This window comes from Mesorhizobium sp. M2A.F.Ca.ET.043.05.1.1 (genome assembly GCF_003952445.1).
In the GTDB taxonomy this organism is placed as follows: domain Bacteria; phylum Pseudomonadota; class Alphaproteobacteria; order Rhizobiales; family Rhizobiaceae; genus Mesorhizobium.
In genome coordinates this window covers 148,568-164,755 of record NZ_CP034446.1, presented here as the reverse complement: position 1 = coordinate 164,755, position 16,188 = coordinate 148,568, and the positions used below count along the sequence as shown (strand labels likewise).

Below are 16,188 nucleotides of genomic sequence, written 5' to 3'. Positions count from 1 at the left end.
TAGGCCGGGACGCCGGCCGCGCCAACCACGCCGTTTTCAACTGACCCTGGAGGTCCACAGGAAACAGCTGTGAATGCGACCCGCCGAACGGCTCAGACCATCGTGCTCAGCGCCTCGAAGAAGCTGACGAGGTCGAGGTCGAGCCGATCATCGACAGGTTCCGGCTGCGACGACATCTTGGCGATGACCACTTCCGCCTTCGGATTGACGTAGAGCCACTGGCCGTGGATGCCGATGCCGCAGAAGGCGCCGCTGTCATAGCCGGTCTGGTACCATTTGTTGCGGTAGCGCCCCTTTGGGAACAGGAACGCCATCGTGCCGCGCTGCCAGGCCTCAAAGCTGCCGCCGGTGGCGACCGTGTCGTGCACCCAGGCTTCCGGCACGATGCGGCGGCCGTTGGCGGTGCCGCCCTGCCGCATCATCTCGCCGATCCGGGCAAGATCGCGCGGGGTCATCGACATGCCGCCGGCGGTGCGCGCCGTGCCTTCCATGTCGACCGTCACCGACATTTCGCTTGCGGCGCCCAGCGGCAGCCACAGCTTTTCACTGAGCAATTGGCTGACACGCTTGCCCGATGCCCGCTCCACCAGGATGCCCAGCATGTCCGAATTGGGCGAGCGGTAGCGATAGGTCTGCCCGTGCGGCTCAGCGAGACGCTGCAGCGTCAGCAGGAATGCCGCGAGGCTTTCCGACCCGCCGCCCGGATTCCACAAGGTCGAACGGCGGTAACGGGCAAACGCGCTTTCCGGATCGAGATAGGCTTCCTCGAAATCGAGGCTGACCGTCATGTCGAGCACGTTGCGCACGCTGGCATCGCCATAGGCCGAGTCCTTGGCCTCGGGAATGTACTCAACAACCGGCGCATTGGGATCGAACACCCCCTCGCCTTCCAATATGCCGGCAAGAATGGCGGTCACCGACTTGCTGATCGAAAAGATGATGTGGCGGGAGCCGAACGGCATATGAGGTGCCGACCAGTCGCCGACCAGCTTGCCGCGCTTCAGGATCGTCAGCCCGTCCGTGTCGGAGCGTTTCAAGAAGCTCTCGACGGTTTTGCTGCCGCCGGCGAACGAGATGTTCTCCTCGAGCAGCGCCCCGAGCGATTTTGCCTGCTCCTCGCCGCCGGGCGCCGCCGCGACATGCACGCTCGGCACCAGTTCGCCGACATTCTGGAACGACCATCGGTTGAACGGCGAAAGCCGCCAGGTCTCAAGCCGCACATCGTTGCGGGCAAAGCCATACTGGGTCTCGAACGCGGTCTTGCCGGTCATGAGGTTCTCGCGATTGCTATGTTTGGGGGTGTTCAGGCCAGCGCCGCGGCTATGGCATGGACGGCCTTCAGCGTCGCCACGGAATAGGCTTTGTTGGTGAAATCCGGATAAGTCGAAAGCTTCACCACGACCATTCTGTTGTCCCAGTCGATATGGATCAGCTGGCCGAACACGCCCCGGCACATCAGCGCGCGCGAGCGAGGATCTTCGATCCAGAACTGGTTGTGGTAGCCGCCCTCCGGCAGGCTGGGATTGAAATCCGGTCCGTGCTTGCCGCTGCGCGTCGCCTCGATCCAGTCGGCCGGGATGACACTACCGCCATTGTCGAGGATCAATTGCCCGAAGCGGCCATAGTCGCGCAGCGTCGCGTTGAAGCCGCCATCCGCCAGCGCATAGCCGGCGCTGTCGACGGTGAAGCAGGCGCTCTCGTCGGCGCCGAGCTTTTGCCAGAGTTCTTCGGAGACGAGCTGCGCCAGGCGCTTGCCGCTCACCCGCTCCATGATGAAGGCGAGCACGTCGGTCTCGATCGAGCGGTACTCGAACGCCTCGCCATGCGGGCGCACTCGGTCCTTCAGCCGCAGGATCAGCTCGTACATGTGCGAGGGCCACGAAAAGTCCGGATCGCTGCCCGGTGGGATCGGCTTCCAGCCGGTTGCGACATCGACCTGGCCGATCTCGGAATAGCGATCGGTGTATTCCTCGGAAAAGCGGACGCCCGTCGTCATGTCGAGCACATGCTGCACGGTGGCGCCGGCCCAGCCGGTCTCACCGAGTTCCGGAAGATAGTCGGTGACGAGCTTCGCCGGATCGATCAGGCCGCGCCCGACCAGTATCCCGCACACCGACCCGGTGACCGACTTCGCCATCGACTGCGACAGGTGCAGCGTGCGCTCGTCCATGCCGTTGAAATAGCGCTCATAGGCGACCTTGCCGTCCTTCAGCACCAGGAAGCCGTCGGCATAGGTCTCGTCGAGCAAGCCGGCGAGCGTCGTCGGCGCTCCGCTGCTATCGACCACCGGCAATTCGTCGAGGTCGACTTCGGCGCGCTCCAGGCGACGGCGGTGGCCGCTGCCGCGCCACACCTCGACCGTCGGCAGAAATTCGCGGATGTGCTGGAAGGCCCAGCGGTTCCATGGCGGCCTGTCCCAGTCGAGCTTCGGCGGCACCAGCCTGGGCGGCGAGCCCTGCATGATCGGCGGCCGCGGGTCGGAGTTGCGATAGGAATCCATGACCAACTACCCTGACAACGTGAAAACGGACCCGTCGGCGCGTGCCGACGGGTCCGTTCAAGCAAAGTGGCTACTTCTGCAGTTCGGTCCAGATCTTGGTGTAGATATCCTGGACCTCGGGAGCGCACATCCGCTGGAATTCGCCGCGCGGCTTGGCGTCAGCCGGAATGACCACTTCCGGAGCGTCCTTCATGTCGGCCGGCATGTATTTCTCCGAGCCGGTGATGGCATTGGCGTAGCGGTGGAAGGCCGAAAGACCGGCAGCGTTTTCCGGATCCATGATGAAGTTCTGGAACAGCTTGGCGTTCTCGACGTTCTTGGCTTCCTTGAGGACAACCACATTGTCGCTCCACAGGCCGAAGCCTTCCTTCGGATAATTGTAATGGATGGCCGGGTTGGCCAGCCGCTGGCGCAGCGCAGAGCCGTTCCAGTCGCTGGTGGCCTTGAAGTCGCCGGCGCCCATCTTTTCGATGGTGTTGTATTCCATGGAGATCCAGTTCGGCTTGGCGGCAACGAGCGTGTCACGCACCTTCTTCAAAAGCGCCTTGTCGTCGGTGCATTGCTGGCCGCCGAGATATTTGATGGCGGCGAAGATGACATCGTTCATTTCTGGAACGACGTTGACCTTGCCCTTCAACTCGTCAGGCGTGTTGAAGATGATGCCCCATGAATCGGCCGGCCCCTTGTAGGCGTCGGTGTTCACGACCACGCCGATGGTGCCCCAGGCCCACGGCACCGAATATTTGCGGCCCGGGTCGAACTCGGGATTGGCCCATTCCGGCGCGACGTTCTTGAAGTTTTCCATCTTGCCGGGATCCGTCTCGAGCAGGAGGCCCTCCTTGATCCAGATCGGAACGAAGGTCTGGGACGGCACCGCTATATCGAACCCGGTGCCGCCCTGGCGGACCTTGGCCAGCGCCGTGTCGTTGGAATCGTAGTCGGTGATGGTCACCTTGACGTTGTATTTCTGCTCGAACTTCTTGATCACGTCCGGGCTGGTGTAGTTGCCCCAATTGTAGATATTCAGGACACCGTCAGCGCGAACGACGCTTGTCGAAGCGAGCAATGTCAGCGCCATGGCGGTCGCTGTTGTCTTCCAGTTCATGCTTTGACTCCCATTGTCTGTTCAGTCTTGTTTCCTGCTGACGAAGAAAAACAACGTGACGATCGCGACCGAAAGCAGCAGGAAGGCGGTCGATATCGCGTTGATCTCGGGCGTTATTCCTCGGCGAATCTGGCCGAGCATGTAGGTGGGCAGCGTATCCTGGCCGCCGGACTTGACGAATTCGGTGATGACGACGTCGTCGAGCGAGATGACGAAAGCCAGCATCAGCCCTGCCAGAATGCCGGGCCACAGCAGCGGCAGCGTGACGCGGCGAAAGGTCTGCCAGGGCGTCGCATAGAGATCTGCCGCGGCGCGTTCCAGGGTCAGGTCCATGTTTTCCAGCCTGGCCCGGATGGGCAGATAGGCGAAGGGAATGCAGAACGCCGTATGCGCCGCGATGAGGTAGCCGAGGCCAGAGTAGCCGGTGAATATCTTGATGCGCGAGAAGAAGATCAGCAGCGCCACGCCGGTAACGATCTCCGGCACCATCAGAGGCTGGTTGATCGCCGCATATTTGAAGGTCAGGCCACGATACGGGGCCGTCCGCGTCGTCGCCAGCGCAGCCATCGTTGCGGCGATGGTTGCAAGCACGGCCGCGACAGAGCCGATCTGGAAGGACAGCAAGGTGGCATCGATGACCTGCGTGTTCTGCCACGCCGACTGAAACCATTTCAGCGAGAAGCCGCCCCATTCGGAGGTCGATGTCGCGGCGTTGAACGCGTAGACGACCAGCACCACGATCGGCATGTAGAGAACCACGAAACAGGTCATGGCGATGGCCGTGAAGCCGGGCTGGTGCTTGATGGAGAAATTAGCCATGGCGCACCTCGGTCCGTCCGGCGTTTCGAACGTAGGCAAGCAGCGCCACCATGACGATGATCATGACGGCAATCGACAGCGCCGAGCCAAGCGGCCAGTTGCGGCCCTGCCCGAACTGCAGCTCGATCAGGTTTGAAAGCATCATGTTCTTGCCGCCGCCCAGCACGACTGGCGTGACATAGGCGCCGATCGCCGGGATGAAGACGAGAATGGATCCGGCGATCACGCCAGGCTTGACCAGCGGAAAGATGATGCGCCGCAGCACCTGGAAACGATTGGCGTAAAGATCGTAGCCCGCCTCGACCAGCCGGAAGTCGAGCTTTTCCATGCTGGCATAGATGGGCAGCACCATCAGCGGCAGGTAGACATAGGCCATGCCGACCAGGATCGCGGTATCGGTGAACAGGATCTGGATCGGCGCCGAGACGATCCCCGCCTTGATCAGGAGGGTGTTGATGATGCCCTCATTGCGGATGATCTGCAGCACCGCGAACGTGCGGATGAGCAGGTTGGTCCAGAACGGTATGGTGATCAGGAAAAGCCAGATGTCGCGCGTTTTCTCGCTGCGTGTGGCCATGAAATAGGCCGTGGGAAATCCAAGCGCCAAAGTGGCGATCGTCGTCACCACCGCAAGCTTGATGGAGCGCCAGAAGATGGTGACGTGGGCAGCCGCCAGCGAGAGCGTGTCGTCGAAGATGTCGCGTTCCATGAACACCGACACCCAGGCCTCCGGCGAAAACTGCCATTTCACATCGCCATAAGGACCAGGCGTCAGGAACGAATAGACGAGCACGATCAGCAGCGGCCCGGTCGCCGCCACGAGGATGATCAGCAGCGCTGGCGCCGACAACAGCCAACGCGTGCGCACGTCGCGTCGCTCCGCTTCCTTCGCGATCTGTTCCGCGGTGGCCATCAGTCCCTCAGCACTTGCGCCGCGTCGTTGCCGATCGAGATGCCGACCGCGTCGCCGACCTCGAAGCCACAGCCGGCGGTTCGGGTGTTCTGCTGGCGCACGGTGAACGCCTCGCCGCTGTCCAACTGCACATGGATATGCGTGTCGGTGCCGAAATAGACGACGTTCGCGACGGTGCCCGACAGATCGCCCTTGCCCTTGACCAGCTTGGCGTGTTCCGGCCTGACCACCACGGTGGCGCTGTCTTTCGGCTGGAAGCCGTCGGCTACGGTTGCCTCGATGACGGCGCCGGATTTGAGCGTCGCTCGCGCCTTGCCGTTGCCGATGTCGGTGACGGCCGCGGTGAGGAAGTTGGTCTCGCCGATGAAATCGGCGACGAAGCGTTCCGCGGGCTTGTCGTAGATATCCCAGGGCGTGCCGACCTGCAGGATCTTGCCAGCCGACATCACCGCGATGCGGTCGGACATGGTCAGCGCTTCTTCCTGGTCGTGGGTGACGAAGATGAAGGTGATGCCGGTCTCGTGCTGCAGCCGCTTCAGCTCGATCTGCATTTCCTTGCGCAGCTTGTAGTCGAGCGCCGACAACGGCTCGTCGAGCAGCAGCACCTTCGGCTGCGGCGCCAGCGCGCGGGCGAGCGCGACGCGCTGCTGCTGGCCGCCGGAGATCTGGCTGGTGCGGCGCGCCTTCAGCGCCTCCATCTTGACCAGCTTCAGCATCTGGGCGACGCGGGCCTCGATCTCCGCTTTCGGCTTGCCGAGCATCTCCAGCCCGAAGCCGATATTCTGCGCCACCGTCATGTGCGGGAAGAGCGCGTAGCTCTGGAAGACTGTATTGACCGGGCGTTTGAACGGCGGCAGCGGCGCGATGTCCTGGCCGTGCAGCAGGATCTCGCCGGCGCTCGGGAAATCGAAGCCGGCAATCAATCTCAGCAGCGTCGTCTTTCCGCATCCAGACGGACCGAGCAGCGTGAAAAACTCATTTTCGCGGATCGACACTGAAACCGTGTCGAGGGCGGCTACCTGGTTTTCGCCGGTTCCGAAAACCTTGCGAACACCGCGAACGTCGATCGCGTTCTTACCCGGTTGTTCCGGCACGATTACCCCATTGAGAGAGCCTGCTCTTTCCGGCGGGTGTGTTCCTGTTTGATTGTCACCATAAGCCGTGCGGCTTGGCAACTGCGGAGCTGCTACCTGATTTTCAAACGCAATTCCCATGCCGCACCTCAGGCCTGATAGGTGACCTTGCCGCCACAGATGGTGGTGACCGGGCGCACCGTGTGCAGCGCTTCCGGCGCCGTCGCCTCGATATCGGCCGACAAGACGACGATGTCGGCGAGATAGCCGGTCTTCAGGCGGCCCTTGCGATCTTCCATGAACTCCGCATAGGCGCCCTCGACCGTGTAGCCCTGGATCGCTTCCCGCAACGAGAAGCTCTGGTCCGGCATGCCTTCCGCCCAAGGCTTGCGCATGACTGCCGCCTGGATGGACAGGATCGGATCGACCGGAGAAACCGGCCAGTCGGAGGCGAACACGACCCGCGCGCCGGCATTTTTCAGCGTGCGCCAGGCATAGCTCAACGGCCACTTGTCGCGGCCGATGCGCGAGATCGTCGGCTCCAGCGGGAAGTTCATCGCCCCCGGCGGATGCGCCGGCTGCATCGAAGCCAGAACGCCAAGTTCGGCGAAGCGCGGCACGTCGGGCGCCGTGATCACCTCGATATGCTCGACGCGGTGGCGGCTGTCGCGCCTGCCGTTCTTCTTCGCCGCTGCCTGATAGCCGTCGAGCACCGCGCGAACCGCGCCGTCGCCGATCGAATGCACGGCGATCTGCAGGCCGCGCCTGTCGGCCTCGACCGCCACTTCGGCGAAATGCTTAGGCGAAAACAGCGGCTCGCCGCGCCATCCGGGACGGTCGGCATAGTCGTCGACCATCACCGCCGTCCAGGAATCCAGCACGCCGTCATAGAAGACCTTGACCATGCCCGACGACAGCCACTCGGACTTGTAGGCCGCGGCCATCCGCGAGGCTTTTTCCAGCATGTCCAGCTTCATGAAGTTCTTGAAGTGGAACGGGATTTTGGTGCGGCAAAGCAACCGTCCCTCTTTTTCCAGGCCGGCCAGCAGCTCCAGCTGGTAGAGGTTGCCGTCCATGTTCTGGATCGAGGTGATGCCGTGCTTGGCGCACCATTCAAGGCCGCGATGCATCAGATCGCGATCGGCCGCCAGCTCGTTTGCCGAAGGATGGGGATCCGGCTCGACTCCCTCCAGGCCAAGCCGCGCGCGGTTCGCCCCGTAGTGGTCGAGGACCGGCCCGAAAGCCTCGCTCTCGCGCAGTTCGCCTGCGGAAAGCCCGTCCGCGCCCATGACGATCTCGTTGCCTTGGCCGACCTCCTTGCCATGCAGCAGGCCGGCCTCTTCCAGCGCCTTGGTGTTCGCCCACATCGTATGGTGGTCGGATGCCGACATGATGAAAGGCCGGTCGGGAATGATGCGATCGAGGTCGTGACGCGTCACCGGCTCCGGCAGGATCGCGTAGTCGACGCCGGCGCCGACCAGCAGCCTGGCGTCTGGATGTTTGGCGGCGAAATCCTGGATCGCGTCGCGCAGCGCGTCGAAGCCATGCACGCCCGCCAGATGCAGATTGTCGAGCTCGGCCGCGCCGCCGAAGAGATGCATATGCGCCTCGATGAAACCCGGCAGCACCGAGCCGCCCTGGGCGTCGACAATCTTTGTCGCCGGTCCTTTGAGTTCTTCGATGGAAGCGCGGTCGCCGATGGCGATGATAGCGCCGTCCTTGACGGCAACAGCCTCGGCGGAGGGATTGTCATCGTCCATGGTCAGCACTCGACCGTTGACGATCACCAGATCCGCAGCACCATTCGCAACCGACATCGCGACTCCACATTTCGCTGAGGGACCGACAACGCCACGCCCGACGAGCCGCCGCTCCACCGGGGCGACGCCATGGATGAAAAGTCGATGCCGATGCGCCGTCTTCGAAATTCCCCTTGTTATCGTGGAAGACAGCGTGGATAAAGAATGCGACTGTTTATTCGCGTTTGTCAACAGCTGGAATTTGGCATGTATAGTGGACTGCACCGCGCGCCGATGGTGGGGCCGAGCGGGGAACGGGGACAACGAGCAGTGAAGCGCAGTCTCGACCGCAAGACCAAAATAGCGCTCGAACCGCGCAAGCAGCCGCGGCAGCAACGGTCGAGCAAGGTGGTCGACAGGATTCTCGACGCGGCGCTCATCCTAACGCGCGAGCAAGGAACCAGGACGCCGACGACGCTCGCCATCGCGCAGCGGGCGGGCCTGTCGGTCGGTTCGGTTTATCAGTACTTCCCCAACAAGGAGGCCATTCTTCTGGACCTGGCCCGACGCTGGCTGTCGTCTTTTCCAAAAGTCATCCAGAAGCGCATCGATGTCCCCCGGCCGACCAACCGTGATGAGTTTCAGCGCGAGGTGCGCAAGCTCTTCATCGACACATCCAGGCTCTATCTCGACAACGTCACGCTGATGCCGGTGATCGAGGCGATCTCCGGCAACGCCGACCTGAGGCCGATCCAGGACGGATACGACAAGGAGATCATCGCCCTCTACGCAGCCTGGCTGCAGCATGTGAACCCGGCGCTCGAGGAAAAGACCGCCAAGCGGCTGGGCCTGGTGATGATGGAGGTCGGGCACGCCTGCAGGCTTGTCGGACTGAAGCGGGATCGCAAGACATTCGACCTTATCGAGGACGATGTGGAAGCCATGTGGCTGGCTCTCGTGACCCCCTATCTCAACCTCGACTGATTTCGCGCCTCCAACCGATTTCGTACTTCCAGGGGAATTCCATGAAGACTGTCTTTTCGCCGCTTCACGCCGGTCATTCAGGCCAGATGGAACTGGTCACATCGGCCATCGTGCCCGGCTTCGAGAAACCGTCGCGAGCCGAATTCATCAAGGCGCGGGTGGAGAGCGAGAAGCTCGGGCCGATCATCGGACCGGTCGAGCACGACCTCGCCGCCGCCAAGCGCGTGCATGATGCCCACTACATCGATTTCCTGCCGACGGTCTGGCCGGAATGGGTCGCCGCCGGTTTCACAGGCTCGGCCATGGGCTTCACCTGGCCGACGCGCGGCCTGCGCGGCGACGTTCCGCCGAAGCGCGTCGACGCCCTGCTCGGCTATTATTCCTTCGATGCCGGCGCCACCTTCGTCGAAGGCACCTGGGCGGCGATCAAGTCATCCTATGACGTCGCGCTGACCGCCGCCGCCCTCGTCAAGGGCGGCGAGCGCACCGCCTTCGCGCTTTGCCGCCCTCCCGGCCATCATGCCGGTGCCGCCTTCATGGGCGGCTATTGCTTCATCAACAACGCCGCCGTCGTCGCGCAGTGGTTCCGCGACCAGGGCGCCAGGCGCGTTTCGATCCTCGATGTCGACTACCACCACGGCAACGGCACGCAGGAGATCTTCTATCGCCGCGGCGATATCCAGGTCCTCAACCTGCATGGCGACCCGATGGTCGAGTATCCCTTCTTCCTCGGCCACGCCGACGAGCGCGGCGAAGGCGAAGGCGAAGGTTTCAACGTCAACTACCCGATGCCCTTCGGCACCGACTGGGACGGCTGGAGCGCGTCGCTGGAGGATGCCTGCGGCAAGCTCACCGCCTACGCCCCCGATGTCGTCATCGTCTCGCTCGGCGTCGACACCTTCGAGAAGGACCCGATCAGCCAGTTCAAGCTGAAGAGCGTCGACTACCCCAAGATCGGCCGCCGCATCGCCAGGCTCGGCCTGCCCACGCTGTTCGTCATGGAAGGCGGCTACGCCGTGGAAGAGATCGGCATCAATGCCGTCGGCGTGCTGACCGGCTTCGAGGATCGCTGATCTCCACGCGAATGGGCCTACGCCCCCGGATCCAAACGGGGGCGTTTTTTTGCGACCCGGCCGGGAAATCATCCGATCAATTCGACTTAGAGATCACCGCCAAGCAACGCGAAAACCGGCTGCTGAGTCGCAACGCGAGTCCATCGGATTCGATTTTGTCAAATCGCATTTGATGTCGGATTCATCTGCGGGTAGATTAGACCCGAATCAGCCGGTCCACGGGGGGCGCGGCGACCACCCAAAGTCTCAAGTTCCGGCGCCAGGCCGGCACCAGACGCGGACGGTTTCGCGTTCCCTGGAGGGATTCGGCGCGGTTGGGCGCCGTTCGCGTCCGTGAGTGTGTCTTCGTAAACGTGATGTGTTTCGGGTCCGGCTGCCGGCTTCGCCAGCACCGGGCACAAGGATCGATTCCGGCAAGAATCCAAGAATTGGAAATGAGCAGTCCCGCCGCGCTTCTCCAACCCGATGCTTCAGGCCCGCACCTGACGTCCCGCGGCGATCTCACCGGTTTTTTCATGCAACTTGCAGCCGACATCGGCGCAGACAGCTACATGCTGGTCGCCATTGTGCATGACCAGGACCGCAACGATGCGCGCATCGTCTCCTCGAACTGGATCTTCGATGCCATCGAACTGATCGGCAAAAGGCTGATCGCCAACCTGGCGCTCGGGCCTCTGACCGTGGCGCCCGGGGTGCGCCCGAAGCCATTGGTGGCGGCGCACGCGCCCGACGCCGGCGCATTGCTGACCGGCGAAGAGGCCCGCCTGCTCGACGTGCTCGGCCATGCCGAAATCTACTCGTTGCGGCTCAATGTCGGCCGCCAGCGCCTGTTCGTGCTGTTCTCGGCCGCCGAGGCAGGCAAGATCGACCTGACCGCCCTGATGAAGGCGCAGCTCAAATGCTGCTATGCGCTTTCCAGCATTCCGCAGCTGATCGCGGCGGCATCCATGCAGGACCCGTTGTCGGACCGCGAGCGCGAATGCCTGTTCTGGGTTTCGGAAGGCAAGACCACCGACGAGGTGGCCGTCATCCTCGGCGTCTCGTCCAACACCGTCAACAGCTACATCACGCACGCCATCCAGAAATTCGCGGCCTCGAACCGCGCGATGGCGATCGCAACGGCGATCAGGAGCGGCATCATTTGAAGCACGCACAGGTCAAAGAGGCGGCCGCCGCCCTTTTCAACGATCAGCGCAATCCCTTCGGCGCCTTCTCGCTGGGCTCGGAGACGCATCATGCGGCCACCATTCCGGATGCCGTGCGCCGCTGCCGCTGGATCGCGGTCGACATCAACGCCTCGGCCTTCGGCCTTTATTTCGTCAGCCCCTCGCCTGAGCGCGCGCGTCTCGTCGCGTGCTTCGATTCCGACTATCCGAGCACTGCGGTCGCGACCAAATTCATCTCCGGCGCCAATGGCGAGGATGTGGTGCGCCACAGCCGCATCTCGACCACGCCGCGCTGGTGGGCCGATGACGGCATCGCCGGATCGCGGCAGGTCTTCCAGTCGCTCGCCTGGGCCGAGCCGACAGCGCCGCTGGCGCCCGGCACCAACGGCATCGCCCTTCCCGTGCATGCCGACCGCGGTCAATGCGGCCTGGTCGTCTTCCTGGGCTCTGAGATGGCGTTGTCCGACGACACGTTGTGCGAGATCCACGCCCGCTCCTTCGCGCTTTTCGCGGCGGTCGCCCGCATCCGCCCCAGCGACAGCGGCCGGATGCGCTCGATCTCCAAGCGCGAGCTCGAATGCCTGAAACTGACCGCCAACGGCAACACCAGCGAGGAGATCGCCAAGCTTCTCAAGCTCTCGGTGCACACCGCCAACCAGTACCTCACCCAGTCGACGCAGAAGCTCAACGCGGTCAACCGCAACCAGGCGGTCGCCAAGGCGTTGCGGCTCGGCCTGATCGAGTAGCGACACCGAGCCTGCGGCGTTGTAAACGTGCCGCTGCGAGACTTGCTCGGCTGCAATCAGATCGTTACGGAAATGCCAGAGGCTCGGTCCTGCGGATGCGGGCCTCCTCCACGGCGTCCTCGAGCAAGGCAGTGTTGTGCTCGGGCGTCTCGCCGGGCTTCTCGAACGACACATAGTTGACCACCACGGAAGGCCCGCGCTCGGTCAGCGTCAATTGGAAATAGACCGTCACGCCGCGCGGCCGCAGCTCGAGATCGAGCACGATGCGCGGACTGCCGCTCCAGTCGACATGCGCCTCACCGCCATGGCCGAGCCGCAGCGTGCCCGGCCGGAAGTAGAGCTCGGCGGCCGAATCCACCAGGTCCGACAGGCAGGCGAAATGCTCGAGCCGGATGAAGGCGATATAGTCGGCAACGTCGATCAGCCTCAACTCGCCCACAACAGGCTCGATGGCGCTGGCGACGATCAGCTCGCGGGAATTGGCGTGTGGTTGCCGGTCCATGGATTAGCGGCGTCCGTTCATTGGGTTGCTTTGCGCGAGGCCTTCTTCGAGTAGACGATCCGCACCAATTCGGCGACCGCCTGGTAGAATTGCGACGGGATCACGCTATCAACCGAAACTTGCTTGTACATGGAGCGCGCAAGCGCCACGTCCTCGAAGATCGGGATGTTGTTCTCCCTGGCGATCTCGCGGATCTTGAGCGCCACCAGATCCTGCCCCTTAGCGAGCACGATGGGAGCGGAATCCTCCCGCGCACATATTTCAGCGCGATCGAATAGTGCGTCGGGTTGGCGATCACCAGCGTCGCGCGCGGCACCGCCGTCATCATGCGTTTGCGCGCCCGGTCGCGCGCCAGCGAGCGCAACCGCGACTTGACGATCGGATCGCCTTCCGACTGCTTCAGCTCGTCCTTCACTTCCTGCTTGGTCATGCGCAGGTCGCGCCGCCAGTGGAAACGCGACCAGACGATGTCGACCACCGCGATCAGGCCCATGACGAAAACGATCGCCACCAATATGTCGACGAAGATGCCGCGTATCACCAGGCCGAACGAGACCGGGTTGGTGATCATGCCGGCGAGCAGCTTGCGATGATCTTGCGAGAGCGTGAAGCTCAGCACCGCGATCGCGAAGCCAAGCTTGGCCAGCGATTTCAGGAATTCGACCCAGCCCTGCATGCCGAACATCCGGCTCCAGCCCTTGGCGATCGAGATGCGCGACAGCTGCGGCCTGATCCGTTCACCGACGATCTGCGGCAGGTTCTGGAAAACCGAAGCGCCGATGCCGGCAACCGTCAGGAGCACCAGCAGGCTGACGACGGCGCGACCGATTTCGCTCATCACCTGCCTGTAGAGCGAGATGACGTCGGTCTCGGTGTCCATCGGCCAGGCTTCCGGCTTTTCCAGGAAGGTCGACAGGAACATGCCGAGGTCGACGATCGCGTCCTTGGCGTAGAAGACCGCGAAAACCAGGATGGCGAGGAAGGACGCAAAGATCGCGGTCTCGCGCGAATGGGGCAGCTTGCCCTGTTCGATCGTGTCGCGGATCTTCTTTTCTGTGGCTTCCTCGGTTTTGGAATCCTTGTCGACCGCTTCAGCCATGACGCTCTGACCGTGTGGCTATCGTCAGGCGGCTTCGGCGGTGGCTGCCTGCGTCGAAGGCAGCTCGAAGGCTCCTTCGCGCGACAGCCGGATGGCGGCGCTCGATATGCTCTTGCGGGCCGCCATGATGTCGGCAAGCGCAATGCCTTCCGATCCCTGTCCAAGCTCGGATTCGATCATGCGGCGAGAGCGCGCGCCGATCGCCGACAGGGCCGATTCGGCAAGTTCCGGCGACGCGCCGCGAAGCGCCAGCGTGACAAGCTCGGTCGACAGCCCGTCGAAGAGCAGAACCCGGGCCTTCTGTGGAAGCAGCGGCAGATCGTCGAAGGCGAACAGCCGCGACTTGACGCCGGCGAGATCGGGCGTGCCGGCTTCCTCCAGATCCTGCATCAGGTCGTCCAGTTCCGGCTTCGCCATCTCGTTGAGCATGCTGGCGACGCGTTCCTGCCCGGCCGTGGTGTCCCTGCTGGCCTTCTGCGACAGCACGCTCACGCGCAGCTGGTTCTCGACGATCCTGGAGGCCGCGTCCGGGATGTTGGCCATCGTCACCATGCGCTTGATGATCTGGCTGCGCATCGGCTTTTCCATGGTGAGCAGAACATTGGCGGCGGCCTGCGGCGCCAGCTTCGAAAGCACCATCGCGGACGTCTGCGGATGCTCGCCTGCAAGGAAGGCGCCGAGCCTTGCCGGTTCGAGCTTCTCGAGGTCCGGCCAGATCGGCGCGGGCCCTTCCTCGACCGGCTCGAACTTCTTCTCGCCCATGATGGCGCTCATCTCTTCGGGCGACAGCGATTCGTTGAGGATCGTGTCCATCCGGTCGGCCGAATCGAGCAGGCCCGCACCCTCGGTGAACTCGGCCTCGAACTCGGCGACGATGCGCTCCAGATCGGCCTGCGGGATGGTGCGCAAGAGACGCGCGCCCTCGATCAGCGCCTTCAGCTCATCCTGCTTGAAGAATTTGAGCAGCCGGCTGGCCGCGGGCTTGCCCATGGCCACCAGTATGGCTGCCGCCTTTTGCGGACGTGTCAGCGCCAATGCCGTCGTCATGCGTGTTGCCCTCGCTGCCGATTGGTCCGCCCGCCAACCATTCTCAGGCGCTCTTCGTCGCGGCGATGATCTCGGTGAGCCTGATGCCGAAGCGCGTCGGATCGCTTTCCAGCACCGTGATCTCGCCGCGCGCTATTTTGCGGCCGTTGACGACCACGTCGACCGGCTCGCCGATACGGCGGTTGAGCGCGACCGTGGAGCCCTTCTGCAGCGCCATCAGCTCCGAGACCGGCATCTCCGTGCTGCCGAGGATGATCTGCACGTCGACCGGAATGGTCATGATGATCGAGGAATTGGCGCCCGACTGAAAGGCGTCGTCCGGGCGCTTTTCCTCTTCCCGCAGCACGCCGCGCAGTTCCTCGATGGCGCGGTCGAGCTGTTCGTCGGGCTGATCGGTCTCGGCTTCTACCTTGGTTTGTGCCATCTGTCGTCTCCATGAATCCCGGGCCTGGCGTCAGCCCGGCATCAGTCCGTCGATGAAATCCTGCCCGGCATCGTGCGGATGGCTGATGCGGACGGTGTAGTTCTGTCCGAGCTTGCCGAACTCGCAGACAAACAATGTCTTGTCGCGGGCGCTGAGCCTGGCGTTGAGCTGCGCTTTCTCCTCGAATTCTATCACCTGGCCGGGCGCGAACGCCGCAAGGTCGCCGAGCGTCAGCCTGGCGAGCGGCATGGTCGCCTCGAGCCGGACGGTCGAGCGCATCACTTCTTCCGAGAAGCGGGCTCGCCAGTCGAACTCCGTGGCATCGCCGTCCTTGCCCGCGGCGGCCTCACCGTCGCGCGAGATAAGCAGCAGGCGCTGCGGGATCATCACCGTGAGCATGCCGCTGTCGGACGGCGTGGAAAGGCCAAGGACGATGCGCACCGCGGCGCCGTCGCGCAGCACGCGCCGCCTCGCCTCGTTGCCGGCCATGGCCCTCGGCACCGGCAGGCGCAGGTCCAGCGAACGCTTGCCGGATCCGTTGAGCGCCACGGCGACCTCCTGGAACACGGCGGTGGCGACATCGGCCTCGATCTGCGACAGGTCGCGCTCGATCGGCGCGACCGGCTGGTCGGGATCGCCGCCAAACAGAGCGCTCACCATTATGGCAACCGCCTGCGCGTCCATCACCAGCGTCATGGCATCGGCCGAGGAGGGCGAGGAAACCACGCTCAGCGCGAAGGCATCGCCGGCGCGCGAACGCGCTTCGGGAACGCGACCGACCTCCACCGCCTGCAGGTCGACGGTCACCGGCGCGCCGAGCTCGCCGGTAAGCGCCTTTTGCAGCACCGGCAGCGCCCGCTCCGCCATGCCGCGGCCGGCGCCGATCACCTGCGCCGCCTCGCCGCTGTCGCCGACGAGACGCTCGATGATCAAGGCCCGCGTTTCTGACGGACTGCCCGGACTTGTCATGACGGCAAGCGGTCCTGTCTCGGATCGAG

15 protein-coding genes and 1 pseudogene are annotated in these 16,188 nt (G+C 63.6%); 4 read left to right on the top strand and 12 right to left on the bottom strand.

The features are described from left to right. Window positions 1-92: 92 nt before the first annotated feature. The 7 genes from EJ069_RS00775 to EJ069_RS00745 all read right to left on the bottom strand — a co-directional run bounded on the left by EJ069_RS00775 (window position 93) and on the right by EJ069_RS00745 (window position 8,227). Window positions 93-1,271, bottom strand: a complete 1,179-nt coding sequence (locus tag EJ069_RS00775) for a serine hydrolase (protein WP_126059645.1) — start codon at window positions 1,269-1,271, stop codon at window positions 93-95. A 32-nt stretch (window positions 1,272-1,303) separates the two neighbouring features. Next, a complete protein-coding gene (locus EJ069_RS00770; RefSeq protein ID WP_126059644.1) occupies window positions 1,304-2,500 on the bottom strand; it encodes a serine hydrolase in 1,197 nt (398 codons plus the stop codon). Window positions 2,501-2,570: 70 nt separating this feature from the next. Further along, entirely contained in the window at window positions 2,571-3,605 is a 1,035-nt protein-coding gene (locus tag EJ069_RS00765; protein WP_126059643.1) for an extracellular solute-binding protein, read from the bottom strand. 21 nt (window positions 3,606-3,626) lie between these two features. Beyond that, a complete protein-coding gene (locus tag EJ069_RS00760) occupies window positions 3,627-4,424 on the bottom strand; it encodes an ABC transporter permease (protein ID WP_126059642.1) in 798 nt (265 codons plus the stop codon). Then, complete coding sequence (locus tag EJ069_RS00755) at window positions 4,417-5,337, bottom strand: ABC transporter permease (RefSeq protein WP_126059641.1); 921 nt, start codon at window positions 5,335-5,337, stop codon at window positions 4,417-4,419. Before EJ069_RS00755 ends, EJ069_RS00760 begins: the two co-directional genes overlap by 8 nt. Continuing rightward, entirely contained in the window at window positions 5,337-6,431 is a 1,095-nt protein-coding gene (locus tag EJ069_RS00750) for an ABC transporter ATP-binding protein (protein WP_126059640.1), read from the bottom strand. The genes EJ069_RS00755 and EJ069_RS00750 overlap by 1 nt, the downstream gene beginning before the upstream one ends. Window positions 6,432-6,559: 128 nt before the next feature. Next, window positions 6,560-8,227, bottom strand: a complete 1,668-nt coding sequence (locus EJ069_RS00745) for an amidohydrolase (protein WP_126059639.1) — start codon at window positions 8,225-8,227, stop codon at window positions 6,560-6,562. A 252-nt stretch (window positions 8,228-8,479) separates the two neighbouring features. On the opposite strand from EJ069_RS00745, the gene EJ069_RS00740 reads away from it, so the two are divergent. From EJ069_RS00740 to EJ069_RS00725, 4 genes are all read left to right on the top strand, one after another. Next, on the top strand, window positions 8,480-9,133 hold the full coding sequence (locus EJ069_RS00740; protein WP_126059638.1) for a TetR/AcrR family transcriptional regulator: 654 nt from the start codon (window positions 8,480-8,482) through the stop codon (window positions 9,131-9,133). Between the two features lie 41 nt (window positions 9,134-9,174). After that, window positions 9,175-10,206, top strand: coding sequence for a histone deacetylase family protein (locus tag EJ069_RS00735; RefSeq protein WP_126059637.1), 1,032 nt, complete (start codon window positions 9,175-9,177; stop codon window positions 10,204-10,206). A gap of 434 nt (window positions 10,207-10,640) precedes the next feature. Then, window positions 10,641-11,351 carry a helix-turn-helix transcriptional regulator gene (locus EJ069_RS00730; RefSeq protein ID WP_126059636.1) on the top strand — a complete coding sequence of 237 codons (711 nt, stop codon included), beginning with the start codon at window positions 10,641-10,643 and terminating at the stop codon, window positions 11,349-11,351. Next, window positions 11,348-12,118: a helix-turn-helix transcriptional regulator gene (locus EJ069_RS00725; protein ID WP_126059635.1), complete on the top strand. Its 771-nt coding sequence runs from the start codon at window positions 11,348-11,350 to the stop codon at window positions 12,116-12,118. Before EJ069_RS00730 ends, EJ069_RS00725 begins: the two co-directional genes overlap by 4 nt. A gap of 64 nt (window positions 12,119-12,182) precedes the next feature. Here the strand turns inward: EJ069_RS00725 and EJ069_RS00720 are convergent, their stop codons facing one another. From EJ069_RS00720 to EJ069_RS00700, 5 genes and pseudogenes are all read right to left on the bottom strand, one after another. Beyond that, on the bottom strand, window positions 12,183-12,620 hold the full coding sequence (locus tag EJ069_RS00720; RefSeq protein WP_042640450.1) for a hypothetical protein: 438 nt from the start codon (window positions 12,618-12,620) through the stop codon (window positions 12,183-12,185). A 17-nt stretch (window positions 12,621-12,637) separates the two neighbouring features. Then, window positions 12,638-13,719: pseudogene (gene flhB, locus EJ069_RS00715) on the bottom strand (flagellar biosynthesis protein FlhB). Window positions 13,720-13,743: 24 nt separating this feature from the next. Beyond that, entirely contained in the window at window positions 13,744-14,766 is a 1,023-nt protein-coding gene (locus EJ069_RS00710) for a flagellar motor switch protein FliG (RefSeq protein WP_042640453.1), read from the bottom strand. Between the two features lie 43 nt (window positions 14,767-14,809). Then, a complete protein-coding gene (fliN, locus tag EJ069_RS00705) occupies window positions 14,810-15,190 on the bottom strand; it encodes a flagellar motor switch protein FliN (RefSeq protein ID WP_126059634.1) in 381 nt (126 codons plus the stop codon). Between the two features lie 30 nt (window positions 15,191-15,220). After that, window positions 15,221-16,159, bottom strand: coding sequence for a FliM/FliN family flagellar motor switch protein (locus EJ069_RS00700; RefSeq protein WP_126059633.1), 939 nt, complete (start codon window positions 16,157-16,159; stop codon window positions 15,221-15,223). Between the last annotated feature and the right edge of the window lie 29 nt (window positions 16,160-16,188).

Coding starts and splice junctions, on each gene's coding strand:
- EJ069_RS00710 (WP_042640453.1), bottom strand. CDS start 14,766: ATGACGACGGCATTGGCGCTGACACGTCCGCAAAAGGCGGCAGCCATA.
- EJ069_RS00760 (WP_126059642.1), bottom strand. CDS start 4,424: ATGGCTAATTTCTCCATCAAGCACCAGCCCGGCTTCACGGCCATCGCC.
- EJ069_RS00765 (WP_126059643.1), bottom strand. CDS start 3,605: ATGAACTGGAAGACAACAGCGACCGCCATGGCGCTGACATTGCTCGCT.
- EJ069_RS00755 (WP_126059641.1), bottom strand. CDS start 5,337: ATGGCCACCGCGGAACAGATCGCGAAGGAAGCGGAGCGACGCGACGTG.
- EJ069_RS00735 (WP_126059637.1), top strand. CDS start 9,175: ATGAAGACTGTCTTTTCGCCGCTTCACGCCGGTCATTCAGGCCAGATG.
- EJ069_RS00730 (WP_126059636.1), top strand. CDS start 10,641: ATGAGCAGTCCCGCCGCGCTTCTCCAACCCGATGCTTCAGGCCCGCAC.
- EJ069_RS00700 (WP_126059633.1), bottom strand. CDS start 16,159: ATGACAAGTCCGGGCAGTCCGTCAGAAACGCGGGCCTTGATCATCGAG.
- EJ069_RS00720 (WP_042640450.1), bottom strand. CDS start 12,620: ATGGACCGGCAACCACACGCCAATTCCCGCGAGCTGATCGTCGCCAGC.
- fliN (WP_126059634.1), bottom strand. CDS start 15,190: ATGGCACAAACCAAGGTAGAAGCCGAGACCGATCAGCCCGACGAACAG.
- EJ069_RS00745 (WP_126059639.1), bottom strand. CDS start 8,227: ATGTCGGTTGCGAATGGTGCTGCGGATCTGGTGATCGTCAACGGTCGA.
- EJ069_RS00770 (WP_126059644.1), bottom strand. CDS start 2,500: ATGGATTCCTATCGCAACTCCGACCCGCGGCCGCCGATCATGCAGGGC.
- EJ069_RS00775 (WP_126059645.1), bottom strand. CDS start 1,271: ATGACCGGCAAGACCGCGTTCGAGACCCAGTATGGCTTTGCCCGCAAC.